Origin of the sequence: Streptomyces sp. CA-243310 (assembly GCF_050936775.1) — a bacterium.
GTDB lineage: Bacteria > Actinomycetota > Actinomycetes > Streptomycetales > Streptomycetaceae > Streptomyces.
Map to the genome: position 1 here is coordinate 2,529,321 of NZ_JBNJMF010000002.1, position 25,076 is coordinate 2,554,396.

A 25,076-nucleotide genomic window follows, 5' to 3' on the forward strand; every position below is an offset into this window, starting at 1 on the left:
TTCGGTCGTCCCCTGGTCGGCCTGGGGCCCATGCCCCCACATGCACCATCCTCCCACCAACGGGGCCTGACTATCCGTCCCGTGACGAATGGGCATGGTGACTTTGCCGTCAATGGGATGTGTGGGTCGCGTGTTTCGGGCGCGGCGCGGGGGTCACGGGGTGGTGAGGCCGAGGAGCGCGCGCACGTGCGCGTACTTGGCCGACAGGCGGTCGCGGGTGGGGGCGTCGAGTACGGACAGGCGTACCGGGTCGGCGTTGTGCGCCAGGTCGGCTTCCTTGATCAGGAGGGCGCCCGGGGTGGCGAGGATGCGGGCGGCGTACGCCTCGACCGGTTCGCCCGGGGTCTTGGTGAGGGCGAGGACCATGTCCTTGACCGGGGTGGGCAGGGCGGCCGATTCCAGCCAGGCCGGGGTGAGGGCGTCGTCCTCGATCGCGTCGTGGAGCCAGGCCGCCGCCTGTTGTTCGGCGGTGCCTCCGCGTAGGCGGACGCCTTCGGCGACGGCCGCGAGGTGCTCGGCGTAGGGGCGGCCGGCCTTGTCGGTCTGGCCCTCGTGCGCCGCGCGGGCGAGGGCCTCGACCTCGATGAGGGTCAGGGCGCGATCGGTCATGTGAGTTCCCTTGCCGCCGTGCGGAGAGCCTGTGCGGCTCGGCGTACGTCAGCCTGCGTGGTACGCCAGTTGGAGAACGCCGCGCGCAGGGCGGGGGTTCCCGCGTAGACGGTGGGGGTGAGGAAGACCTCCGTCCGGACGGCTTCGCGCAGGGCCGTCAGGCGGGACGCGGTGGGGGCCTCGGCGAGGGTGAGGCAGACGACGTTGAGGCGGACCGGGGCCAGGATGCGCAGGGCGGGGTCCTCGGCGAGTTCCGCGGCCAGGGAGCGGGCGCAGGCGATGTCGCGTTCGACGATCTCCCGGTGGCCCTCGCGGCCGTAGGCGTGGAGCGTGAACCAGGCGGCGAGGGCGCGCAGTCGGCGGGAGTTCTCCGGGGTGAGGTGGACCAGGTCGGGGTGTTCGCCGAGCGGTCCGAGGTAGGCGGCGGCGTTCTGGAAGACGCGGGCCTGGAGGTCGCGGCGGCGGGTGAACTGGACGGCGCTGTCGTAGGGGACGTTCAGCCACTTGTGCAGGTCGACGCAGACCGAGTCCGAGGCGTCGAGCCCGTCGACGAGGTGGGCGTGTTCCGGGGAGAGGGCGGCGAAGGCGCCGAAGGCGGCGTCGGTGTGGAGCCAGAAGTCGTGGCGTTCGCGCAGGGCGGCGATGGCGCGGAGGTCGTCGAAGTCGACGGTGTTGACGGTGCCGGCGTTGGCGACGACGACGGCCGGGCCGGGGGTGTCGGCGAGGGCCCGGTCCAGGGCGGCGGGGTCGACGGCCTCCCGGCCGGGGAGGGTGGGGACGGGCACCAGGGCGTTGCGGCCGAGGCCGAGGACGGAGAGGGCCTTGGCGATGGAGGAGTGCGGGGCGCCGGAGAGGACGCGGACGGGGCCGAGCGCTGCCGCGCCGTCCTCGGAGACGGAGATCCCGCGCCGCTCGCCGAGCCATTCGCGGGCGATGGCGAGGCCGGTGGTGTTGGACATCGTGGCGCCGCTGAGGAAGGTGCCGGTATGGGCGTCGGAGAGGCCGAACAGCTCGCGGAGCCAGGAGACGGTCTCGCGTTCCAGGTCTTGGCCGGCGCCGTCGAGGGCGGAGTTGGAGTTCTGGTCGTGGGCGGCGGTCAGCCAGTCGCCGGCGAGGGCGGCGGGGGTGGCGCCGCCGGTGACGAAGCCGAGGTAGCGGGGGCCGGCGGAGGCCGACAGGAGGGGCGCCCAGCGGTGTTGGAAGGCGTCCAGGGCGGCGGCGGCGCCGGCGCCCTGGACGGGGAGGGGTTCGGGGTGCGGGTCCGTCGCGGGGCGCGGGGGTACGACGGGACGCGCGTCCAGGTCGGCGAGGGCCTCGACGGCGGCCCGGCGGGTGGCGTCGAGGAGGTCCGGGAGGCGGGCGAGGTCGGCGGCGAGCGTGTGGTGCATGGGGGCACGTTAGGTCGTCGCGGGGCCGCGGTGGCGGGCCAATCGGGTGGGATTGGCCCGCCCCCTGGGCCCGGGTCGTGTCCCCTCCCCCGGACCGCGGGTCAGGTCGTCGGCGACGGGCGGCGGGTGAGGAGACGGCCGGGGAGGGCCGTGGCGGTGAGGCCCAGGAGCAGCGCGGACGCCGCGAAGGACGCGTAGACCAGGGGTGGGACGTACGGGGCCTCACCGGTGACGGCCTTGGTCAGCGGGATCAGGGTGACCAGGGCGATGGCGGAGCCGAGGGCGATGCCCGCGCCGGTGATCAGCAGGGCCTCCCAGCGGAGCATGCGCAGGACCTGCCGGCGGGTGGAGCCGACGAGGCGCAGCATGCGCAGTTCGTGGCGGCGGTCGAGGACGGTCATCACGAGGGTGTTGGCGGCGGCGACGGCCGCGAAGCCGCCGAGTACGGCGGCCATGGTGGTGTTGGCCCAGGCGTTGAGGGCGCGGTCGAGGTTCTGGGCGGCGGTCCATCGGGCCGCGGGGAGCGCCGGACCGGCGTCGGCCGGTACGGGACCGCGGACGAGGAGTTCGGTGGGGCGGCCGGAGGTGGTGTGCCCGGCGAGGTCCGCGGCGGGGAGGGTGACCTGCGCGAATCCGAGGCCGCGGGTGTAGACGGCGGTGATCTCGGGGCGGGTCGGGGTGCCGTCGGGGAGCCGCAGGTCGATGCGGTCGCCCACCGAGGCGTGCGCGGAGTCGGCGAGGGTGCGGTCGACGGCGACGGTTCCGGGGCGCAGGCGGGCGAGGGAGCCGGAGCGTACGCCCAGGTCCTGGACGGGGGTCGGGTCGCCGGAGACGCCCTGGGCGGTGGCGGACTGGAGCCATCGGTCGGCGCCGGAGCCCGTCACGGCGAGGACGGAGGTCCGGGTGACGGCGATGCCGCCGTCGGTGGAGCGCGGGTCGGTGACGACGTGGTCGGCGATCAGCCCTGCCTCCTGTTGTCGGCGGGTGGCCCGGTCCTCGCTGGTGTGCAGGAAGACCAGGGTCGAGGAGAAGGCCATGGCGAGCACGATGGGGGTGATCGCGGAGGCGAGCCTGCGGGCGTTGGTACGGGAGTTGGCGGCGGCCAGGCGGCCGGCGGGTCCGGTGGCGCGCAGCGGGAGGCCGAACACGGCCGCGCAGGCGCGGGCGACGAGCGGGCCGAGCAGGGCGACGGCGAGCATGAAGAGCATGACCACGCCGAGGGAGGCGTTGGCGGCGTCCTCGCCGGTGTTCCCGGCGGCCAGGCCCGCGCAGACGATCCCGCCGGCGAGGGCGGCGAGGCCGAGCGGGGTGCGGATCCAGCCGGGGCGCAGGCGCTCGACGGCGGCTGCGGCGAGTGCCTGTCCGGGCCGGATCCGGGCGGGTCGGCGGGCGGCGGCCCAGCCGGCGAGCAGGGCGGTGGCGAGGCCGATGCCGACGGCGGACAGCGGGGGGATCCAGGACACGGACAGTTCGACGGTGTCGGGGATGGCGCCCTTCGCCTGGAGTTGCCCGAACCACCAGGAGGCCAGGGCGATGCCGGGTACGCAGCCGAGCGCGCCGGCGACGGGTGCGATGAGCAGGGCCTCGGTGGCGACGGTGCGTCGGATCTGGCGGGGGGTGGCGCCGATGGCCCGCAGCAGGGCGAACTCGCGGGAGCGTTGGCCGACGGAGAGCGCGACGGTGCCTGCTGCGGTGAAGACGGCGACGAGCGTGGCGACGCCGCCGAAGGAGCCGCCGAGGCCGGACAGCAGCGCCTTGGCGCCGTCCAGCCGCGGGTCCATGACGCGGGCGGGGCCGGTGAGGACCTGGGCGCGGTTCCCGACGGCGGCGCGCACCGCCGGGGTGTCGGCCTGCGGGTCCGCGTCGAGGAGCACGATGGCGTCGAGCGCGTCGGGGTGGCCGGACAGGGCGCGGGCCTCGGTGTCGGAGAACCAGGCTCCGGGCCGGTCGGCGCGTCCGACGACGCGGAACTCCCGGGGGCCCGCGGGGGTGTCCAGGCGTATCCGGTCGGGGCCGGCCGTGCCGAGGGCGACCTCTCCGGGGCGGGTCGGGGCCCGGCCCGCGGCGAGGTGCTCGCCGGTGAAGGCGGTGGAGCCCCAGCCGGACGCGTCGAGGGTGGCCCCGGCGGCGTCCCGTACGGGGAAGCTCACGTCGGGGACGGTCCGGCCGAGCGGGGTGAGCCGCTCCAGCAGGGCTGCGTCGACGCGGGCCCGTTCGGGGACGGCGGCGGTGACCTCGTAGGTGCCCTCGCCGGCGCCCGCCCGCAGGTGGACCTGCTGGTCGGCGGCGACCACGACGGGGGCTCGGGCGTAGCGGGTGGGCGGGACGCTCGCCCGCAGTCCGCTCTCCAGCAGGATCCCGCAGGCGGACACGATGGCGACGGTCAGGAGGAGGGCGATGAAGGTGCCGGCGAACGCCGCGGGGCGAAACCGCAGGGCGGCGCGGGCCAGTCCGTTCGGGGTGGGCATCAGGCAGCCGCTCCCGCGAGGGCGGGGCGGGTGGCGAGGGTGCGCATCCGGGCGGCGATGGTGGTGGCGTCGGTGCGCGGCAGCCGGTCCGCGATGAGGCCGTCGGCCAGGAAGAGCACCTGGTCGGCGTGGGTGGCGGCGACGGGGTCGTGGGTGACCATGACGACGGTGGCGCCGAGGGCGTCGACGGCGGAGCGCAGCAGGTCGAGGACCTCGCCGGCGGTGGTGGTGTCGAGGGCGCCGGTGGGCTCGTCGGCGAAGATCACGTCGGGGCGGGTGACGAGGGCGCGGGCGATGGCCACGCGCTGCTGTTGACCGCCGGAGAGTTCGGTGGGGCGGCGGTGGCCCTTGCCCTCCAGGCCGACGCGGGCGAGCAGTTCGGCGGCGTGGGCCCGGCCCTGGCGTGCGGATCCGCCGCCGGCGAGGCGCGTCGGGAGCAGGACGTTCTGTTCGACGGTCAGGGAGGGCAGCAGGTTGAAGGCCTGGAAGACGAAACCGAGGCGGCTGCGGCGCAGTTCGGTCAGTTGGTTCTCGTTCATGCCGGTGATCTCGGTGCCGCCGAGGCGGACGGAGCCCTCGGTGGGCAGGTCGAGGCCGGCGGCGCACTGGAGGAAGGTGGACTTGCCGGAGCCGGACGGGCCCATGACGGCGGTGAAGCTGCCGCGCGGCAGGCTGAGGTCGATGCCGCGCAGGGCGTGCACGGCGCCGGTGCCGCGCCCGTAGCGTCGCCGCACGCCGCGCAGTTCGACGGCGGCGGTCGGGGACGGGGTGTCGTACGGGGCGCGTGCCGGGGACGGGGATCCGTACCGGGAGTCCGCGGGCTCCCGCTCCTCGCGCCGCCGCTTGTTCCGCAGGATCCCCATGGTGTGCCCGTCCGTCCGTGTCCGCCGATCAGGTCCTGATCGTGGTTCCGACGCTACGGAGCACGCGGGGGTGCGGACCATGGCGGAACCAGGCGGGTCGGTGGTGGGGTAAACCCCACCACCGGGTCACATGGAGCGGCGGATGAGCAGCAGGGCGCGGTCGTCGTTGACGTCCTTGGCGACCTTCTCGATGAGGTGCCAGGCCGCGCCCTCCCAGCCCGCGGCGACGTACCGGTCGGCTTCGCCGGTGAGGCGGTCGATGCCCTCGCTGATGTCGCGGTCGGCGGTCTCGACGAGGCCGTCGGTGAAGAGCATGAGGACGTCGCCGCGCCGGAGGTTGCCGCGGGCGGGCTCGAACTCGGCCCCGTCGTAGACGCCGAGGAGCGGGCCCTCGCCGGAGACCTCCTGCCAGCGGCCGGTGCCCGCGGAGAGTTGGAGGGCGGGGAGGTGGCCGGCGGACAGCAGTTCGTAGTCGCCGCTCTCCAGGTCCAGGACGAGGTGGATGGAGGTGGCGAAGCCCTCCTCCCAGTCCTGGCGCAGGAGGTAGCCGTTGGCGGCGGGCAGGAAGCCGTGGGGCGGGAGGGCGCCGAGGAGGCCGCCGAACGCGCCGGACAGCAGGAGGGCGCGGGAGCCGGCTTCCATGCCCTTGCCGGAGACGTCGGTCAGGACGATCTCCAGGGTGCGACCGCCGTTGGTGCGGGCGGCGACGACGAAGTCGCCGGAGAAGGACTGGCCGCCGGCCGGGCGCAGGGCCATCTCGCGGTGCCAGCCGGGTGGCAGGGAGGGCAGTTTGCTCTGGACCCGGATCCGTTCGCGCAGGTCGAAGAGCATGGTGCCGCCGCGCCGCCAGGGCACTCCTACGCGACTGCGGAACTGGGCGATGACCAGGCCGAAGAACCCGCAGGCGGCGACGACGAGCACGGTGCCCGGGGTGACCCGGGCGGGGCCCTGTGTGTACGGGCCGAGGACCAGGGCCTCGACGATCAGGGCGGCCGCGGAGGCGGCGTAGAGCGCGAGCAGGCTGGCGGGTCTCAGCAGCAGGCCGCCGGCCACGATGGGCAGGACCAGCGCGGCCGGCGAGAACCAGACGGGCATCATCAGCGTGCCGCAGGCAATCGCGGGAATGGTCAGGAGCAGGCCGCCGAAGGCGAGCCAGTCCGAGCCGTCGCCGCGGAAGTAGTCGACCGCCGATTTGCGCAGGGTGGTGCGGGCCCGGTGCCACAGCATGCGTGTCCGGGCCATGAGCGTCTCCACACGTGCTCCGGCCATTGCATCGGGACCCTATCCATCCTGGCTGTGCGTGCGCAGGGGTACCCCCGGACCTGGGACACATCGCCGGTCGAAATCATTTCGACTGGGACGGAATGCCCTGGTAAGGATGGCCATATGGCTCTTGAGACGCGCGTATTGAAGGCTGATGAGTGGGATGCCTGGTACGACCATTTGGAACTGGCGTTCGGAGGTGTGCCCGAATCCCCGGCGGAGCGGGAACTGTACAAGTCTCTGACGGAGGCCGAGCGTTCGCTCGGCGTCTGGGACGGCGAGACCTGCGTGGGTTCGGCCGGCGCGTTCAGCTTCCGACTCTCCGTACCCGGCGGCTCGGTGGTGCCGGCGGCCGGGGTGACCATGGTGGGTGTGGCGCCGACGCACCGTCGGCGCGGGGTGTTGACGTCGATGATGCGCCGCCAATTGGACGACATCCGGGCGGGTGGTGAGGCGCTCGCCGTGCTGACGGCCTCGGAACCGGCCATCTACGGGCGCTTCGGCTACGGCACCGGTGCGTACGGCCTGGCCGTCGACATCGACACGGTCCGGGTGCGGCTCGCCGTGCCGCCGGGCACGGACGAGGTGGTGCTGCGGCTCGCGGACCCGGAGAAGGCGCTGCCCGACTGCGAGCGGGTGTACGCCGAGCTGGTCTCCCGGCGGCCCGGGATGCCGGCCCGGCAGCCGGGCTGGGAGCGGCAGGCGCTGTTGGACCCGCAGAGCATGCGGGACGGGGCGTCTCCGCTGAAGTGCGTGGTGGCACGGCGCCCGGACGGTGAGGTGGTCGGGTACGCCCGCTATCGGGTGAAGCCCGGTTGGGAGCTGACCGGCGCCGAGGGCCGTGTCGACCTGGCCGACCTGGACGCGCTGGATCCGGCGGCCACGGCCGCGCTGTGGCGCTACCTCTTCGAGATCGACCTGACCTCTTCCGTACGGGCGACCAGGCGGCCGGTCGACGATCCGGTGCTGCACCTGGTCAGCGACATCCGACGGTCCCGGCCGTTCCCGCGCGACGCGCTGCACGTGCGGCTCGTGGACGTCAGCGCGGCGCTGGAGGCGCGGGCGTACGGGGCGCCGCTGGACGTGGTCCTGGAGGTGGAGGACGCGTTCTGCCCGTGGAACGAGGGGCGGTGGCGGCTGACCGTCGACGGCAAGGGCGGTGCGTCCTGCGTGCGGACGGCCGAGCCGGCCGAGCTGGAGCTGTCCGTCCGGGAGCTCGGGTCCGCCTACCTGGGCGGAATCACGCTGGGCTCGCTGGCCGCCGCCGGACGGGTCCGCGAGCTGCGCCCGGGCGCCCTGGCGGAGGCCTCGCGCGCCTTCCGGGGCGATGTCGCCCCATGGCTGCCGCACGGGTTCTAGCGGCACGGGTTCCAGCGCGGCGCGGGTTCCGGTGGCCGGTGCCGGGACGACACGGCTAGCGCGTCTGGCAGTCGGGGCACCAGAAGAGGTTGCGGGCGGCGAGATCGGCGGTGCGGATCTCGCCCCCGCAGATGTGACAGGGCATGTTCGCCCTCCGGTAGACGTACACCTCGCCGCCGTGGTCGTCCACCCTGGGCGGGCGCCCCATGGCCTCGGGCAGGTGTTCGTCACGGACGGTGTCGATCCGGTTGTTCCGTACGCCCTCGCGCATCAGCAGGACCAGGTCGGCCCAGATCGCGTCCCATTCGCGGCGGGCGAGGTCCCTGCCGAGGCGGTACGGGTCGATCCCGTGCCGGAAGAGGACCTCGGCGCGGTAGACGTTGCCGACGCCCGCGATCACCTTCTGGTCCATGAGGAGGGCCGCCACGGTGGTGCGGGAGCGGGAGATCCGCGCCCAGGCCCGGTCGGGGTCGTCGTCCGGGCGCAGCGGGTCGGGGCCGAGCCGGTCGTGTATCGCCTTCTTCTCGCCGTCGCCGATCAGCGCGCAGGCGGTGGGGCCGCGCAGGTCGGCCCAGTGGTCCGCGTTCAGCAGGCGCAGCCGCACGGTGTCCGTGGCGGGCGGGGCCGGGGCGGGGCCGAAGCCGAGCTTGCCGAAGAGGCCGAGGTGGATGTGGATCCAGGCGTCCCCGAGTTCCAGGAAGAGGTGCTTGCCGTGCGCCTCGGCGCTCTCCAGCTCGCGGCCGTCGAGCAGTGCGGCGCTCTCGGCGAACCGGCCCTGCGGGCTGCTGACCCGGACCGGGCGGGCGGCGAAGCGCTCGGTGTGGTCCTGGGCGAGGCGGTGGATCGTATGCCCCTCGGGCACGGCGCTGCTCCTTGAGACACGACGACGGGACGACACGACGGCGGGACGACACGACGGCGGGACGACACGACCGCGGGGCGACACGACCGCCGGGCGGCCGGGCGGACGCACCGCGGCGGCGCCGAGCGGCCGGACGGCGACACGAAACCGCCGCGCCACCGGGGCTTCCGGCGGCGCGGCGGTTCGGGGTGTCAGGCCTGCGGGTGGTGGGCCGGGATCGGGGGCAGCTCGCCGGTCAGCTCGTAGGCGGAGAGCATGTCGATGCGGCGGGTGTGGCGCTCCTCGCCGGAGTACGGGGTCGCCAGGAAGGCCTCGATGAAGCTGACGGCCTCGTCCTGGGTATGCATCCGACCGCCGACGGAGATCACGTTGGCGTTGTTGTGCTCACGGCCGAGCTTGGCGGTCTCCACGCTCCAGGCGAGGATCGCGCGGACGCCCTTGACCTTGTTCGCGGCGATCTGCTCGCCGTTGCCGGAGCCGCCGATCACGATGCCGAGGCTCTCGCCGTCCGTTGCGGTCCGCTCCGCGGCCCGCAGGCAGAAGGGCGGGTAGTCGTCCACCGCGTCGTAGATGTGGGGCCCGCAGTCGACGGGCTCGTGGCCGTTGTTCTTGAGCCAGTCCACCAGGTGGTTCTTGAGCTCAAAGCCGGCATGGTCGGATCCGAGGTACACGCGCATGGGTCGAGTGTGGCACGAGCCGGGCCCGCGGCTCGCAGCGGGTGTCGCGTAAATCACGTCTCAAGCTCAAATAAACCCAAAGAACCCAGACGGGACGGGCCGGGACCTTCGTCCCGGACCCAGTGCCCAAGGCAACCATCGGAAGAAACTCTTCCGTATTGGAGGTAACTCAGGTTTGAATGCCGGGGCTCGCAACCCGAGAACCTAAGGAATCGTCCATGAGCTCCACGACGACCCTTCAGAAGGCAGGCGACCCCTCCGGCACCCCCGGCGACGCCAAGCCCTCCGACGGTCTGAAGGCCGGTCTCAAGAACCGCCACCTGTCCATGATCGCCATTGGCGGCGTCATCGGCGCCGGTCTTTTCGTCGGCTCCGGCGGCGGCATCGCCAAGGCCGGTCCCGCCATCCTCGTCTCGTACGCACTCGTCGGCGCCATGGTCGTCTTCGTGATGCGGATGCTCGGCGAGATGGCCGCCGCCAGCCCGAACTCGGGCTCGTTCTCCGCTTACGCCGACCGTGCGCTCGGCCGCTGGGCCGGATTCTCCATCGGCTGGCTGTACTGGTTCTTCTGGGTCGTCGTGCTGGCCGTGGAGGCCACCGCCGGCGCGGTGATCCTCGAAGGCTGGGTCCCGGCCGTCCCGCAGTGGGCCTGGGCTCTGATCGTCATGGCGGTCCTGACCGTCACCAACCTCGGCTCGGTCGCCTCGTACGGCGAGTTCGAGTTCTGGTTCGCGGGCATCAAGGTCGTCGCCATCGGCGCGTTCGTGATCATCGGCATGCTGGCCGTCTTCGGCGTGCTGCCGGGCTCGGACAACCCCGGCGCCGGATTCGCGCACCTCACCGACGCGGGCGGATTCATGCCCAACGGCTGGGGCTCGATCCTCACCGGTGTGCTGATGGTCGTCTTCTCCTTCATGGGCAGCGAGATCGTCACCCTGGCCGCCGGCGAGTCCGAGGACCCGCGCCGCGCGGTCACCAAGGCCACCAACTCGGTGATCTGGCGCATCGGCATCTTCTACCTGGGCTCGATCTTCATCGTCCTGACCCTGCTGCCGTGGAACGACAAGTCGATCGTCGAAAAGGGCTCCTACGTGGCCGCCCTGGACTCCATCGGCATCGCCCACGCCGGCCAGATCATGAACGTGATCGTGCTGACCGCCGTGCTGTCCTGCCTGAACTCGGGCCTGTACACCGCCTCCCGCATGGCGTTCTCGCTGGGCGAGCGCGGTGACGCCCCGAAGGTCTTCGCCAAGGTCAACAAGCGGGGCGTCCCGACGGCCGCGATCCTGGGCTCCGTGGTGTTCGGCTTCGCCGCCGTCTACTTCAACTACGCCTTCAAGGACACGGTCTTCAGCTTCCTGCTGAACTCCTCGGGCGCCATCGCCCTCTTCGTGTGGCTGGTCATCTGCCTGACCCAGCTGCGCATGCGCAAGATCCTGGAGCGCGAGGCCCCGGAGAAGCTCACGGTCAAGATGTGGCTCTTCCCGTACCTCACCTGGGCCACCGCGGCCATGATCACCTTCGTCCTGGCCTACATGGTCTACGACAAGGACAACCGCGAGGTCGTCCTGCTGTCGCTGCTGGTGGCGGCCGTCGTGCTGGTCATCGGCGTGGTGCGCGACAAGCGCCGCAAGGCCATCGCGGGCGTCTGAGCACCTGCCCGCACGTGAACGACAGCAGCCCCCGGACCGCCGCTCGCGGTCCGGGGGCTGCGTCGTGGTCGACGCGTGCGGGATCAGCCGCGGCGGCCGGCCAGCTTCCAGGCGGCCGGCAGGGCGCCCATGGCCAGCGCGGCCTTGAGGGCGTCACCGAGCAGGAACGGGGTCAGGCCCGCCGCGACGGCCGCGCCGAGGGACATCCCGGTGGACAGCGCCAGGTAGGGCACGCCGACGGCGTAGATGAGCGCGGACCCGAGCACCATCGTGCCCGCCGTGCGCGCGACCGAGCGGTCGGCGCCGCGCCGCGCGAGGGCGCCCACGACGGTGGCGGCCAGCAGCATGCCGAGCACGTAGCCGAAGGAGGCGCCGCCGGCGCCGGAGGTGCCGTTCGCGAACCACGGCAGGCCCGCCATGCCCAGGAGCGCGTACAGGGCCAGCGCGAGGAAGCCGCGGCGCGCGCCGAACGCGGTGCCGACCAGCAGGGCCGCGAAGGTCTGGCCGGTGACCGGGACCGGGGAGCCGGGGACGGGCACGGCGATCTGCGCGGCGATGCCGGTGAGCGCGGCGCCGCCGACGACGAGCGCGATGTCGCGGACGCGGCTCGCGGGCAGCAGGTCGGCGAGGACGGCGCCGGGTCGGAAGGAGACGGAAGCGGTGCTCATCGGGAGGCTCCGGGGGTGGTGGTGACGGGACGATCACCGACGTTAGTCCGGAGCAGGGCTCCGCCCCACCGCCGGCCGGGACAAAGCCGTACTCCCCGGTTTGGTGGGGAGTACACAAAGAGCCCGGGTCACACCCCAGTTGAAGTGATCCGCATCACGAGCAACTACCGCCCGCACGTCCGTTTTGCGCGGATGGACGGCCTCCAGCGAGACTGTAGGTTCCCTCCAACCAGTCGCGGAGCCCCCACCGCCGCCAGGCCGAACGAGAGTACGAGCACTCCTCATGCGCGACCTCCTGCCCGACCCGCCCGCCACCACGGGTGAGCTCCCTTCCGAACCCCTCAGCCACAGCCTGAAGCAGCGCCACCTGACCATGCTGGGCCTCGGCGGCGTCATCGGCGCCGGGCTCTTCGTCGGCTCCGGCGCCGGCATCGGCATCGCCGGCCCCGCGATCATCTGCTCGTACCTGCTCGCGGGCGTCCTCGCGATGCTCGTGATGCGGATGCTCGGCGAGATGTCGGCCGCGATGCCCGCCTCCGGATCCTTCTCCGTGTACGCGGAGAAGGCCCTGGGGCGGTGGGCCGGCTTCTCCGCCGGCTGGCTGTACTGGTTCCTGCTGGTCGTGGTGCTCGCCGTGGAGGCCACCGGGGCCGCGAAGATCGCCAACGGCTGGGTGCCGTCGGTCGACCAGTGGATCTGGGTGTTGATCTTCATGGTGGTCTTCACCGTGAGCAACCTGGCCGCCGTGAAGAACTTCGGCGAGTTCGAGTTCTGGTTCGCCGCACTGAAGGTCGGCGCGATCGTCCTCTTCCTGATCCTGGGCACCCTCGCCGTCTTCGGGCTGCTGCCCGACACGGACCCGATCGGCGCGGCCAACCTGACCGGCCACGGCGGCTTCTTCCCCCAGGGGATGGGCGGCGTGGTCGCCGGCATGCTCGCCGTGGTCTTCGCCTTCGGCGGCCTGGAGGTCGTCACCATCGCCGCGGCCGAGTCCGACGACCCGGCCCGCTCGGTCGCCCGCGCGGTGCGCAGCGCGGTGTGGCGCATCCTCTTCTTCTACGTCGGCTCGATGGTGGTCATCGTGACCCTGTTGCCGTGGGATTCGCTGGAGCCGGGGCAGAGCCCGTACGTGGCCGTCCTGGACTCGATCGGCATCCCGGCGGCCGGTCAGATCATGAACATCGTGGTCTTCGTGGCGCTGCTCTCGGCCCTCAACGCCAACCTGTACGGGTCCTCGCGGATGGTGTTCTCGCTGGCCGAACGGGGCGAGGCGCCCAGGGGGCTGCTGCGGGTCTCGGGCGGCGGGGTGCCGCGGCGCGCGGTGTTCGCCTCGGTGGCGTTCGGGTTCGTCTCGGTGGTGCTGAACCTGCTGTGGCCCGACACGGTCTTCCTCTACATGCTCAACGCGGTCGGCGCGGTGCTGCTGTTCGTGTGGGCGCTGATCGCGGTCTCGCAGTTGCGGCTGCGGCGCGTGCTGGAGCGTGAGATGCCGGAGCGGCTGACGCTGCGGATGTGGCTGTTCCCGTACCTGACGTGGGCGGCGCTGGTCGGGATGGCCGTGGTGCTGGTCCTGATGCTGTTCGACGACTCGGCGCGACCGCAGTTGCTGTGGTCGACGGGCGCGGCCGCCGCGGTGCTGGTCGTGGCGGGAGTGCGGGAGCTGCGGGCCCGGCGGGCCTGAGCCCCCTCGACGCCGTACGCGGAACAGGCCCGGGACCGGTGTCCCGGGCCTGTTCCGTCTCCGCGCGGGGGTGATCACGTCCCGTGAGGCGGGCGTCCGCATGCTGGACGGCGAACGTCCGGTTATCGGACGATCGGCACACTGGGCGCCCTCCCGTCCCCGCACCGGACAAGGCACCACCCCCATGAGTCAGAGCACCCTGAACCCGTCCGACCGGCCGTCCCCGCCGACCGAACCGGGGTCCTCCCCCCTCGGCAACGGCCTCAAGCAGCGCCACCTCTCGATGATCGCCCTCGGTGGGGTCATCGGCGCCGGGCTCTTCGTGGGCTCCGGGGCCGGCATCGCCGCCGCGGGCCCGTCGATCGTGATCGCGTACGCCGCGTCCGGGATCCTCGTGATGTTCGTGATGCGGATGCTCGGCGAGATGTCCGCCGCCAACCCCGCCTCCGGCTCCTTCTCCGTGCACGCCGACCGCGCCATCGGCCCGTGGGCCGGATTCACGGCCGGCTGGATGTTCTGGACCCTGCTGTGCGTGGGCGTGGCCATCGAGGCGATCGGCGCGGCGCACATCATGACGGGCTGGTTCCCGGGCACCCCCTCGTGGATGTGGGTGCTGGCGTTCATGGCGCTCTTCTGCGGGTCCAACCTGGCGGCGGTCTCCAACTTCGGCGAGTTCGAGTTCTGGTTCGCCGCCCTCAAGATCGGCGCCATCGCGCTGTTCCTGGGTCTGGGCGTGCTCGCCGTCCTGGGTCTGCTGCCCGGGACCTCCTCCCCCGGTTCCGCGAACCTGCTCCACGACGGCGGCTTCCTGCCCAACGGCATGGACGGACTGCTGGTCGGCCTGCTCGCCTCGGTCGTCGCGTACGGCGGCCTGGAGACGGTGACCATCGCGGCGGCCGAGTCGGAGAACCCCGTCAAGGGCGTCGCCAGGGCCGTGAAGACCACCATGTGGCGGATCGCGATCGTCTACGTCGGCTCGATGCTGGTCATCGTCACCCTGCTGCCGTGGAACGACCCGGCGGTGCCCGAGGACGGACCGTACGCCGCGACCCTGGACCACCTGGGCATCCCCGCGGCCGGCGAGATCATGAACGTGGTCATCCTCATCGCGCTGCTCTCCGCGATGAACGCCAACATCTACGGCTCCTCCCGCATGGCCTACTCGCTGGTCGCCCGCGGACAGGGCCCCAAGGCGCTCGGCAAGGTCTCCGGCGGCGTGCCGCGGCGCGCGGTGCTCGCCTCCTCGGGCTTCGGCTTCGTCACCGTGCTGCTGTCCTACTGGTACCCGGACACCCTGTTCGCCTGGCTGCTCAACATGGTCGGCGGCGTGATCCTGGTGGTCTGGGGCTTCATCGCCGTCTCCCAGTTCGTGCTGCGCCGCCGGTTGGAGCGGGAGGCCCCCGAGAGGCTGGTCGTGCGGATGTGGGGCTTCCCGTATCTGACCTGGGTGGCGCTCGCCGGGGTCGTCGGCGTGCTGGCGTTGATGGTCCGCGGTGACGACACCCGGGTCCAGGTCCTGTTCACCGGCGGACTGACCGTCGCCCTCGCCGTCACCGGATACGTGATGCAGCGTCGGGCCGGGTCGCGCGAAGCGGTCTGACCCTCCGACACCCTCCCGCTCCACCGCTCCTCCACCGCCGTTCCACCCCCGCTCCACCCCTGGTCGAAGGCCGGGCCCGTGCGATCGCACGGGCCCGGCCTTCGACGTTCCGGCGGTCTTGACAAGAGAGGCAACCCTTACTCGTCGTCAGGAATAGATACTGCTAGCGTGCAGTTGCGCATTGATTGCAATAACTGTCGCACCATGAGCGGTTGGCACGCTGAGGGGACCGGATACACGCATGGCCATCTACACGCTTCCTGAGCTTCCGTACGACTACGCGGCGCTGGAGCCGGTGATCAACCCGCAGATCGTCGAGCTGCACCACGACAAGCACCACGCGGCCTACGTGACCGGGGCCAACAACACGCTGGAGCAGCTGGCGGAGGCGCGCGACAAGGAGAACTGGGGCGCGCTGAACGGGCTCGAGAAGAACCTCGCGTTCCACCTCTCCGGCCACATCCTCCACAGCATCTACTGGCACAACATGGCCAGCCCCAAGACCGGCGAGGGCGGCGGCGAGCCGACCGCGGCCGACGGCCTGGGCGACCTGACCGACGCGATCACCGAATCGTTCGGCTCCTTCGCGAAGTTCAAGAAGCAGCTGACCTTCGCCGCGTCCGCCACGCAGGGCTCCGGCTGGGGCGTGCTGGCGTACGAGCCCATCAGCGGCCGTCTGATCGTCGAGCAGGTCTACGACCACCAGGGCAACGTCGGCCAGGCCTCCGTGCCGGTGCTCGTCTTCGATGCCTGGGAGCACGCCTTCTACCTTCAGTACAAGAACCAGAAGGTGGACTTCATCGAGGCCATGTGGAACGTCGTCAACTGGCAGGACGTCTCCAAGCGCTACGCCGACGCCAAGGCCAACACCCCGCTGCTGATCCCCGCCAAGGGCTGATCGGCGCGCCACCGTCCCGTCCGCCTCGTGATCGTCTTCTCAACCTTCACGTACGGGCGTGTCCAACGGAAAGCCCCCGCGAGGACGTGACTCGCGGGGGCTTTTCGTGGTGTCGGGCCGGCGGACCGGCCGGGTACCGCTCTCGGGACTACTCGAAGGACGGGCCCTTGTCGCGGGTCCGCTTGATCTCGAAGAAGCCCGGGGTGGAGGCGACGAGCAGGGTGCCGTCCCACAGGCGGGCGGCGTCCTCTCCGCGCGGGGCGGGCGTGACGACGGGACCGAAGAAGGCGACGTCCTTGCCGTTGTCGCCGGGCACCGAGATCACCGGGGTGCCGACCTCCTGGCCGACCCGGTTGATGCCCTCGTTGTGCGACTCGCGCAGGGCCTCGTCGTACTCGTCGGAGGTTCCGTACGCGGCCAGCTCCACCGGGAGACCGACCTCGGCCAGCGCCTCGGCGATCACCTCGGGGGTGTTGCCGCGGCCCTCGTTGTGGATACGGGTGCCGAGCGCCGTGTAGAGCTTGCCGGTCAGCTCGGAGCCGTGCTTCTGCTGCGCCGCTATGACCACGCGGACCGGGATCCAGGCCTCGGGGCCGAGGAGCTTGCGGTAGGACTCGGGCAGCTCGTCCAGCTTGTTCTCGTTGAGCACGCCGAGGCTCATCACGTGCCAGCGGACCTCGACGTCGCGCACCTTCTCGACTTCGAGCATCCAGCGGGACGTCATCCAGGCCCAGGGGCAGAGCGGGTCGAACCAGAAATCGACCGGGGTCTTCTCGCGCACCTGCGTGTCGGGCATGTCTCTCCTCAAGTCACATAAGGCGTCTCTGGTCGTGTTCCCCCTCGCCAACCAGACCGGGACCCCCCGCATTCCCCCCGTGCGAGGATTCGACGGAAGACGACGATCACGCACGAAGGAGTGCACGTGCCCGGAGAGAATCTGTCCCGTGACGAGGCCCGCGAACGGGCCGCGCTGTTGTCCGTCGACGGGTACGAGGTGGTCCTGGACCTGCGGTCGGCGGTGGACGAGGCCGAGCCGGCCGAGGGCCCCCGGACCTTCCGCTCGGTGACGACGATCCGCTTCCGGGCCACCGCCGGCGCCACCACGTTCGTGGACCTGATCGCCCCGTCGGTGAACGCCGTGACCCTGAACGGGACCGGGCTGGACACCGCCGCCGTCTTCGACGGCTCCCGGATCGCACTGGACACGCTGGCCCCCGAGAACGTCCTGGTCGTGGACGCGAACTGCGCGTACAGCCGGACCGGCGAGGGCATGCACCGCTTCGTCGACCCCGAGGACGGCGAGGTCTACCTCTACACCCAGTACGAGCCGGCGGACGCCCGGCGGGTGTACGCGAACTTCGAGCAGCCCGACCTGAAGGCCCCGTACCGCTTCGAGGTGACCGCGCCCGAGGGCTGGCAGGTGTGGAGCAACGGCGTCGAGGAGTCCCGCGAGGGGCCGACCCGCCGGTTCGCCGAGACCGCGCCGATCTCCACGTACATCACCTGCGTGGTCGCCGGTCCGTACCACTACGTGACGGACACCTACACGCGCGGGGACCTGACGATCCCGCTCGGCGCGATGTGCCGCAAGGGGCTCGCGAAGCACTTCGACGCGGACGACGTCTTCCTGGTCACCAAGCAGGGCTTCGACCTCTTCCACGAGCTGTTCGACTACCCGTACCCCTTCGGGAAGTACGACCAGGCCTTCGTGCCCGAGTACAACCTCGGCGCGATGGAGAACCCGGGGATGGTGACCTTCCGGGAGGAGTACATCTTCCGCGGGAAGGTCACGCAGGCCTCGTACGAACGCCGCGCGAACGTCATCCTGCACGAGATGGCGCACATGTGGTTCGGCGACCTCGTCACGATGAAGTGGTGGGACGACCTGTGGCTCAAGGAGTCCTTCGCGGACTTCATGGGCTCCTTCGCGCTCGTCGAGGCCACCCGCTTCGACCAGGCGTGGGTGACCTTCGCCAACAACCGCAAGGCGTGGGCCTACCGGGCCGACCAGCTGCCGTCCACGCATCCGATCACGGCCGACATCCGTGACCTGGAGGACGCGAAGCTCAACTTCGACGGGATCACCTACGCCAAGGGCGCGGCGGTCCTCAAGCAGCTCGTGGCGTACGTCGGCCGGGAGGCGTTCCTGGAGGGCGCGCGGCGCTACTTCAAGGCGAACGCGTACGGGAACACCACCCTGGACGACCTGCTGTCGGTGCTCGGCGAGGTCTCCGGGCGGGACATGGGCGAGTGGTCGCGGGCCTGGCTCCAGACGGCCGGAGTGAACGCGCTGACGCCGGTGGTGACCCACGACGCGGGCGGCCGGATCACCGAACTCGCGGTGGTGCAGGAGGGCGACGAACTCCGTCCGCACCGGGTCGCGGTGGGCCTGTACCGGATCGAGGACGGCGCCCTGGTGCGCTTCGCGCGCGCCGAGACGGACGTGGCGGGCGCGCGGACGGCCGTGGCCGAACTCGCCGGGCAGGAGCGGCCCGACCTGGTGCTGGTCAACGACGAGGACCTCACCTACTGCAAGATCCGCTTCGACGAGCGCTCGCTGTCCACCCTGCGCTCGCACCTGGGCAGCCTGACCGACCCGCTGGCGCGGGCCCTGTGCTGGTCGGCGCTGTGGAACCTGACCCGCGACGGGCTGATGCCGGCCCGGGACTTCGTGTCCCTGGTGCTGGCGCACGCGGGGCGCGAGACGGACGTCGGCGTGCTCCAGCAACTGCACGCGCAGGCGCTGTCGGCGGTCTCCCACTACGCGGCGGCGCCGTGGCGCGAGCAGGGCGGCCGGGTGCTGTCGGCGGTCGCGCTCCAGGAACTGCGGATGGCCGAGCCGGGCTCCGAGTCCCAGTTGACGTGGGCCCGGTTCTTCGCGGCGAGCGCGGCGACCGAGGGCGACTTCCAGTTGCTGCTGGGGCTGATGGACGGTTCGGCGCGGATCGACGGGCTGGACGTGGACCAGGAGCTGCGCTGGGACTTCCTGCTGCCGCTGGCGACACACGGGGCGGTGGACGAGGCGGCCCTGACCGCGGAACTCGCCCGCGACGACACGGCGTCGGGCAAGCGGCACCAGGTCCGGTGCCTGGCGGCGCGCCCGTCGGCCGCGGTCAAGGACCAGGCGTGGGCCGCGGTCGTGGAGTCCGACGCGCTGTCGAACGCACTGGTCGAGGCGACCATCTCCGGTTCCCAGCAGTCCTCGCAGCGGGGGCTGTTGGCCCCGTACGTGGGCCGCTACTTCGAGGTCATCGAGCGGGTGTGGGCCGACCGTTCGATCCAGATCGGCATGCACGTGGTGAAGGGGATGTACCCGTCCCTCCAGGACTCGCAGAGCACGGTCGACGCCACCGACGCGTGGCTGGCCGCACACGAGTCGGCCCCGCCGGCGCTGCGCCGACTGGTTCTGGAGTCCCGCGACGACCTGGCCCGTGCCCTGCGCGCCCAGGCCTGTGACGCGGCGGCGGCGACGGCTTAGACCCCGCGGCGTCCCGGAGCCCGCGCCCGCCTCGTACGCGAGGCGGGCGCGGGCAGCTCGGGGGCCGGGCGGCGGTCGGACGGCGGTCGGACGGCGGCCTCGGGCCGACGCGCCGGGTCCGCGCAGGTGAACGGCCCCGGGGCGAACGGCGCTATCGGCAGTCGAACGCCCGTACTTTAGTGCGGTGTTGTCCCGATTTGTCGACGGGACTGTAACAAGGGTTAGCGGGCCCCCGCCGTGCGGGAACCTCCGGCACATGAACCACAACGCGCCCCTCCCCCTCGCCCACCTCACCGGCAGCCGTCCCCGCGTGCTCACCCTCGCGCAGCTCCGCGAGCACGGCGTCAGCGCCTCCGACGCCGCCGGGCGGCCCTGGCGGCAGATCCTGCCCGGGGTGTTCCTGCTCCACCCGGGCGCGGCGACCAGCGAGGAGCGGCTGCACGCGGCGCTGCTCTACGCGGGCCGCCGCGGCGCCGGCGAGGCCATGATCACCGGCATGGCGGCCCTGGCCCTGTACCGGTTCACCGCCGCTCCCCCGCTCGCCGGACTCCCGCACATCGACGTCCTCGTGCCCGGCACCCGCCGGCTGCGCTCCACCGGCGACGTGCGGATCCTGCGGACCCACACCCCGCCCCGGTCACAGGAGGTGTCCGGCATCCCCCTGGCCCCCGTCGCCCGGGCCGTCGCCGACGCCGTCGCCCGGATCTCCGACGCCGGGGTCGTGCGCCGGCTGCTGAGCGAGGCGGTGCGCGGCGGGCACTGCGAACCGGCCGCCGTCGTCCGGGAGCTGACCGTGGCCCGGCTGCTGAACCGGCCCCACGTCGTCGACGCCGTCGAATCCCTGCTCGCCGAGGGCCGGGCCATCGCCGAGGACCGGCTGTACCAGCTCGTTCGGGGCCACGGCCTCCCCGAGCCCGTCTGGAACGTGGACCTGCGACTGCCCGGCGGCCCGCACCTCGGCGGGGTCGACGCGTACTGGCCCGAGCAGGCCGTCGCCATCGAGATCGACACCCGCGCCCCGCGCCAGGATCAGGACGAGGAGTGGTCGGAGTGCGCCCGCAAGCGCGAGACGCTGGAGCGGCTCGGGGTGACCGTCCTGCACCTCACCCCCCGCAAGCTCCGCGACTGGCCCGAGCAGCAGGCCTCGGTGGTACGGACGGCCCTGACGGCATCGGGAGACCGCGAGCCCGCGGCCTACCTGGTCGTCCTTCCCCGGTGAGCGCGGAGCGCCCGAGCGCCCGGGCCCCGGACGCGGAACCACCGGCGGGGCGGAGCGGTCACGTACCCTCGCAGGGTTGGCGAGGGGCGGCGGGAGGCGGGGGCATGGCGACAGGGACCGGCGCGGACCCGCGCCCGATGACCGGCGAGCCGGTGTCGCTCGACCTGCTGAACACCCGATGGATCGAGGACGGGGAACCCGTCGACCTCTTCGCGGGCGCCGCCGGGCTGACCCGGGTGCAAGGGCTCGCGGTCTGGTTGGGGAGCGTCGGTCTGGCCGAACGCTTCCGGGCCGACGCCTCGACCCTCGTCCACCTGCTGACCGCCCGCGAGGCCCTGGCGCGGGCCGTCGCGGATCCGGCCGACGCGAGCGCGCGGGCCCTGCTCGACGCCGTGTTGGAGCACGGTCGGATCCGGATCACCCTCACCGCCGAAGGCACGGGCGAGCGCGCCGAGTTCGCCGACCCGACCTGGGGCCCGGCCTGGACCGCCGTCCGCGGCCACCTCGACCTGACGGCCACCGCCCCGGATCGGATCCGTGTGTGCGCCTCGCCGACGTGCGGGACGCACTTCCTCGACGGCTCGCGCGACGGCACCCGACGGTGGTGCTCGACGGCGTGCGACGACCGCGTCGAGGACCCGCGACACAACGCGCGCACGCGCGAGCGCTGAACGCCAGAAAGTTGTCACACCTGCCCCGCGGCTGAAGTCCACCGTGATGCCGACATGCGACCGGTAAGTCGATAAATCCACTCTCCGACCCCTGCGATGCGTCCTGCTATGCCCCGGTCCGGGGCCCTTGGCGGGTTCCCCGCGCCGGCGGGAGTCCGCCATGTCAGGTCTCGGTCAATGACAACACTCCCCAAACAGCTGTCACTTGCGCAAAGCTGACCGGTCATCCGGCACCGAAATCCGGACCGTATCTTTCACTTAGCCAGGGATGCTGATGACCCTCGAATCCCCCAGCTCCACGCCCGGGGCCATACCCGGCGCCAGACGCGTCGCCCGCGTCGCGGCCGCCGCAGGCCTGGTGGCCGCGCTCTGCGCGACCGGAGCCGTTCCCGTCTTCGCCGCGACGGGAGCCACTGACCCCGGCTCCTCCGCGCCGGTCAAGTCCGCGGACCAGAAGCTCGGTTCGGCCGACGCCGAACTGCTCCAGGAGGCCAAGGCCAAGGGTGACAAGAACGTCACCGTCATGGTCGCGACCGCTCCGGGCGAGACCAAGCAGGTCGCACAGCAGCTCGACGCCGTCCAGGGCGCCTCGGTGGGCCGGACGTACGACAAGCTGGGCTACGTACGCGCCACGCTGCCGACCGACAAGGCCGAGGCCGCGCTGAAGGCGGCCGGCAAGCTGTCCTCGGTGCACGGCATCGACCTGCGGCACGAGATCCAGCTCCCGGACCCGCGTCCCGACGCGGGCAAGGACACCGGCAAGGCCAAGAAGACCGCGGCCGAGACCTACCCGGGGCCGGGCAAGGACACCCCCGCGAAGAACCCGTACAACCCGTCCTTCGAGACCGGCGCGGTCGACTTCGTCAAGAAGAACCCGCAGGCCGACGGCCGCGGCGTGACCATCGGCATCATGGACTCGGGTGTCGACCTCGGCCACCCGGCCCTGCAGAAGACCACCACCGGCGAGCGCAAGATCGTCGACTGGGTCACCGCGACCGACCCGATCACGGACAACGACGCCACCTGGCGCGCCCAGATCACCCCGGTCACCCCCTCCGGCGGCAGCTTCACCGCCGGCGGCCAGAGCTGGAAGGCCCCCGCGGGCAACTTCCAGTGGAGCCGCTTCAGCGAGTCGATCACCGCGACCGGCGACGCCAAGGGCGACGTCAACCGCGACGGCGACACCACCGACCGGTTCGGCCTGCTCTACGACCCGGTCGCCGGGACCGTCCGCGTCGACACCGACCAGGACGGCGACTTCACGAACAACGAGCCGATGAAGCCGTACAAGGACGGCTACCAGATCGGCTACTTCGGCACGGACAACCCGGCGACCGACGTCGCCGAGCGCATCCCGTTCGTGATCGAGATCCGCAAGGACGTCCCGATGGACCCGCTGGGCGGTGACTGGGTCGGCAAGAAGGCCGACTTCGTCAACGTCGGCATCATCGAGTCCGAGCACGGCACGCACGTCGCCGGCATCACCGCCGCCAACAGCCTCTTCGGCGGCAAGATGAACGGCGAGGCGCCCGGCGCCAAGCTCGTCTCCTCGCGCGCCTGCTCCTGGTCGGGCGGCTGCACCAACATCGCGCTGACCGAGGGCATGATCGACCTCGTCGTCAACCGCGGCGTGGACATCGTCAACATGTCGATCGGCGGCCTGCCGGCGCTGAACGACGGCAACAACGCGCGCTCCGAGCTCTACAAGAACCTCATCGACACCTACGGTGTCCAGCTCGTCATCTCGGCGGGCAACGAGGGCCCCGGTGTCAACACCATCGGCGACCCCGGTCTCGCGGACAAGGTCATCTCCGTGGGTGCCGCCGTCTCCAAGGACACCTGGGCGGCCAACTACGGCTCCGGCGTGAGCAAGAAGTACAACATGTTCCCGTTCTCCTCGCGCGGTCCGCGTGAGGACGGCGGCTTCACGCCGACCATCACCGCCCCCGGCGCGGCCATCAACACCACCCAGACCTGGCTGCCCGGTTCGCCGGTGGCCGAGGCGGGCTACACCCTGCCGGCCGGCTACTCCATGCTCCAGGGCACCTCGATGTCCTCGCCGCAGGCGACGGGCGCCAGCGCCCTGCTGATCTCGGCCGCCAAGCAGCAGCACATCGCGCTGACCCCGGCGAGCCTGCGGGTGGCGCTCACCAGCACCGCGAAGAAGATCGCCGACGTCCCGGCACACGCCCAGGGCTCCGGTCTGATCGACATCGTCGGCGCGTGGGAGTCCATCCAGCGCAACGCCAAGGCCGAGGAGTTCACGGTCAAGGCCCCGGTCGACACCGCGATCGACCAGTTCCTGAAGACCCCGGGCTTCGGCACCGGCCTCTACGACCGCGAGGGCGGCCTGAAGGTCGGCCAGAAGAAGGTCTACGACGTCGTCGTCACCCGCACCACGGGCGTCAAGTACGGCACCCGGCACGACCTGACCTGGCGCAACAACGACGGGACCTTCAAGGTCATCGGCGGCTACGACTACGTCACGCTGCCGCTGAACAAGCCCGTCACCATCAAGGTCGAGGCCAACGCCAAGTCGGCCGGCGTCCACAGCGGCATCCTGCAGCTCGACGACCCGACCACCGAGGGCATCGACAAGCAGATCCTCGCCACGGTCGTCGCCTCCACCCCGCTGACGAAGCCGTCGTTCACGATGTCGGACACCTCGTCGGTGCAGCGCAACAGCCACAAGTCGTACTTCGTGACGGTCCCGCAGGGCGCCAAGACCCTTGAGGTCGCCCTGGGCGGTCTGAAGGACGGCAGCCAGACGCGCTTCATCTCGATCCACCCGTACGGCACGGGCGTCGAGGACAGCGCGACGACCCAGTGCTACCCGAACTACAACAACCCGGCGAACACCTGCCGCCCCGACCTGCGCTCGTACGCCGAGCCGCAGCCCGGTGTCTGGGAGATCGAGGTCGAGTCGCGCCGCACGTCGCCGCTGCTCGACAACCCGTACAAGCTCGACGTCTCCGTCCTCGGCGCGGTCTTCGACCCGGCCGTCAAGGTGCTGCCCGAGGTCAAGCAGGGCACCCCGGCGCCGGTCCAGCTGAGCGTCAAGAACGAGGCCGCGGCCATCTCCGCCGGCAAGCTCCAGGGCGGCCCGCTCGGTTCCGCGAAGGTCGCCAAGCCGACCATCGCCAACGGTGAGACCCAGACCAGCGAGGTCACGATCGGCGAGGGCGTCTCCCGCCTCGACGTCGCGATCGGCAAGGTCTCCGACACCGGTGCGGACCTCGACCTCGAGGTCTACAAGGACGGCGTCAAGGTCGGCACCTCCGCCGACGGCGACTCCGAGGAGGCCGTGAGCCTGGTCAACCCGGCCGCCGGCACCTACTCCGTGAAGGTCATCGGCTACGCGATCCCGGCCGGTACCACCACGTACGACTACCGCGACGTGTTCTTCTCGGCCGCCCTGGGCTCCGTCCAGGTCGACGAGGCCGCCGCGGTGAACCTCGCCACCGGCGCCACCGCGCAGGTCTCGGCGAACGTCCTGGTCAACAGCGCGGCCCCCGAGGGCCGTCAGTTCTTCGGCCAGGTCAAGCTGCTCAACGCCCGCGGCACCGCCGCCGGCACCGGCAGCGTGCAGATCGAGAAGGTCCTGCCGTAACCCCGTAGGACCCTGAAGAACAGGGGGCGGTGCTCTGACGAGCACCGCCCCCTCCTTCGTTTCGACGTCCGATGCGCCGTGTCCGGATGACGGTCATGGCCCGATCGGGC

General features: G+C 71.9%; 18 protein-coding genes. 9 read left to right on the top strand and 9 right to left on the bottom strand.

Going from position 1 to position 25,076, the window contains the following annotated elements; genetic code table 11:
* Positions 1-153: 153 nt before the first annotated feature.
* The 5 genes from ACQEVM_RS29050 to ACQEVM_RS29070 all read right to left on the bottom strand — a co-directional run bounded on the left by ACQEVM_RS29050 (position 154) and on the right by ACQEVM_RS29070 (position 6,570).
* Positions 154-609 (bottom strand): HD domain-containing protein, encoded by a 456-nt coding sequence (locus ACQEVM_RS29050; protein ID WP_433083839.1) that lies wholly within the window; start codon positions 607-609, stop codon positions 154-156.
* Positions 606-1,997 (bottom strand): pyridoxal phosphate-dependent decarboxylase family protein, encoded by a 1,392-nt coding sequence (locus tag ACQEVM_RS29055; protein ID WP_433083841.1) that lies wholly within the window; start codon positions 1,995-1,997, stop codon positions 606-608. The genes ACQEVM_RS29050 and ACQEVM_RS29055 overlap by 4 nt, the downstream gene beginning before the upstream one ends.
* Positions 1,998-2,098: 101 nt before the next feature.
* The gene (locus tag ACQEVM_RS29060) at positions 2,099-4,465 is read right to left on the bottom strand and encodes an FtsX-like permease family protein (protein WP_433083843.1); all 2,367 of its coding nucleotides are present in this window, start codon (positions 4,463-4,465) and stop codon (positions 2,099-2,101) included.
* On the bottom strand, positions 4,465-5,328 hold the full coding sequence (locus tag ACQEVM_RS29065; protein WP_433083845.1) for an ABC transporter ATP-binding protein: 864 nt from the start codon (positions 5,326-5,328) through the stop codon (positions 4,465-4,467). Before ACQEVM_RS29065 ends, ACQEVM_RS29060 begins: the two co-directional genes overlap by 1 nt.
* 126 nt (positions 5,329-5,454) lie before the next feature.
* Complete coding sequence (locus ACQEVM_RS29070) at positions 5,455-6,570, bottom strand: PP2C family protein-serine/threonine phosphatase (RefSeq protein ID WP_371591377.1); 1,116 nt, start codon at positions 6,568-6,570, stop codon at positions 5,455-5,457.
* Between the two features lie 144 nt (positions 6,571-6,714).
* On the opposite strand from ACQEVM_RS29070, the gene ACQEVM_RS29075 reads away from it, so the two are divergent.
* Positions 6,715-7,950, top strand: coding sequence for a GNAT family N-acetyltransferase (locus tag ACQEVM_RS29075; protein ID WP_433083848.1), 1,236 nt, complete (start codon positions 6,715-6,717; stop codon positions 7,948-7,950).
* Between the two features lie 55 nt (positions 7,951-8,005).
* On the opposite strand, the gene ACQEVM_RS29080 is transcribed toward ACQEVM_RS29075, so the two are convergent.
* Together ACQEVM_RS29080 and ACQEVM_RS29085 are read right to left on the bottom strand one after the other, a co-directional pair.
* Entirely contained in the window at positions 8,006-8,812 is an 807-nt protein-coding gene (locus ACQEVM_RS29080) for an Fpg/Nei family DNA glycosylase (RefSeq protein ID WP_433083850.1), read from the bottom strand.
* A gap of 191 nt (positions 8,813-9,003) precedes the next feature.
* Positions 9,004-9,489, bottom strand: a complete 486-nt coding sequence (locus ACQEVM_RS29085; RefSeq protein ID WP_433083852.1) for a ribose-5-phosphate isomerase — start codon at positions 9,487-9,489, stop codon at positions 9,004-9,006.
* 218 nt (positions 9,490-9,707) lie between these two features.
* Here ACQEVM_RS29085 and ACQEVM_RS29090 point away from each other — a divergent pair, with 218 nt between their 5' ends.
* Positions 9,708-11,141, top strand: a complete 1,434-nt coding sequence (locus ACQEVM_RS29090) for an amino acid permease (RefSeq protein WP_433083854.1) — start codon at positions 9,708-9,710, stop codon at positions 11,139-11,141.
* Positions 11,142-11,224: 83 nt separating this feature from the next.
* Here the strand turns inward: ACQEVM_RS29090 and ACQEVM_RS29095 are convergent, their stop codons facing one another.
* On the bottom strand, positions 11,225-11,809 hold the full coding sequence (locus ACQEVM_RS29095; RefSeq protein WP_433083856.1) for a biotin transporter BioY: 585 nt from the start codon (positions 11,807-11,809) through the stop codon (positions 11,225-11,227).
* 283 nt (positions 11,810-12,092) lie between these two features.
* Between ACQEVM_RS29095 and ACQEVM_RS29100 the strand changes: the two genes are divergently transcribed.
* The 3 genes from ACQEVM_RS29100 to ACQEVM_RS29110 all read left to right on the top strand — a co-directional run bounded on the left by ACQEVM_RS29100 (position 12,093) and on the right by ACQEVM_RS29110 (position 15,988).
* The gene (locus tag ACQEVM_RS29100) at positions 12,093-13,490 is read left to right on the top strand and encodes an amino acid permease (protein WP_433083858.1); all 1,398 of its coding nucleotides are present in this window, start codon (positions 12,093-12,095) and stop codon (positions 13,488-13,490) included.
* A 184-nt stretch (positions 13,491-13,674) separates the two neighbouring features.
* On the top strand, positions 13,675-15,090 hold the full coding sequence (locus ACQEVM_RS29105; RefSeq protein WP_433083860.1) for an amino acid permease: 1,416 nt from the start codon (positions 13,675-13,677) through the stop codon (positions 15,088-15,090).
* 241 nt (positions 15,091-15,331) lie between these two features.
* The gene (locus ACQEVM_RS29110; RefSeq protein WP_433083862.1) at positions 15,332-15,988 is read left to right on the top strand and encodes a superoxide dismutase; all 657 of its coding nucleotides are present in this window, start codon (positions 15,332-15,334) and stop codon (positions 15,986-15,988) included.
* Between the two features lie 148 nt (positions 15,989-16,136).
* On the opposite strand, the gene ACQEVM_RS29115 is transcribed toward ACQEVM_RS29110, so the two are convergent.
* Positions 16,137-16,784, bottom strand: a complete 648-nt coding sequence (locus ACQEVM_RS29115) for a mycothiol-dependent nitroreductase Rv2466c family protein (protein WP_053674892.1) — start codon at positions 16,782-16,784, stop codon at positions 16,137-16,139.
* Between the two features lie 126 nt (positions 16,785-16,910).
* Between ACQEVM_RS29115 and pepN the strand changes: the two genes are divergently transcribed.
* The 4 genes from pepN to ACQEVM_RS29135 all read left to right on the top strand — a co-directional run bounded on the left by pepN (position 16,911) and on the right by ACQEVM_RS29135 (position 24,966).
* Entirely contained in the window at positions 16,911-19,466 is a 2,556-nt protein-coding gene (pepN, locus tag ACQEVM_RS29120) for an aminopeptidase N (RefSeq protein ID WP_433083864.1), read from the top strand.
* A gap of 256 nt (positions 19,467-19,722) precedes the next feature.
* Positions 19,723-20,685 carry a hypothetical protein gene (locus ACQEVM_RS29125; RefSeq protein WP_433083866.1) on the top strand — a complete coding sequence of 321 codons (963 nt, stop codon included), beginning with the start codon at positions 19,723-19,725 and terminating at the stop codon, positions 20,683-20,685.
* Positions 20,686-20,789: 104 nt separating this feature from the next.
* Positions 20,790-21,356 carry a CGNR zinc finger domain-containing protein gene (locus tag ACQEVM_RS29130; RefSeq protein WP_433083868.1) on the top strand — a complete coding sequence of 189 codons (567 nt, stop codon included), beginning with the start codon at positions 20,790-20,792 and terminating at the stop codon, positions 21,354-21,356.
* A gap of 274 nt (positions 21,357-21,630) precedes the next feature.
* Positions 21,631-24,966 (top strand): S8 family serine peptidase, encoded by a 3,336-nt coding sequence (locus ACQEVM_RS29135; protein ID WP_433083870.1) that lies wholly within the window; start codon positions 21,631-21,633, stop codon positions 24,964-24,966.
* The last annotated feature ends 110 nt before the right edge of the window (positions 24,967-25,076 follow it).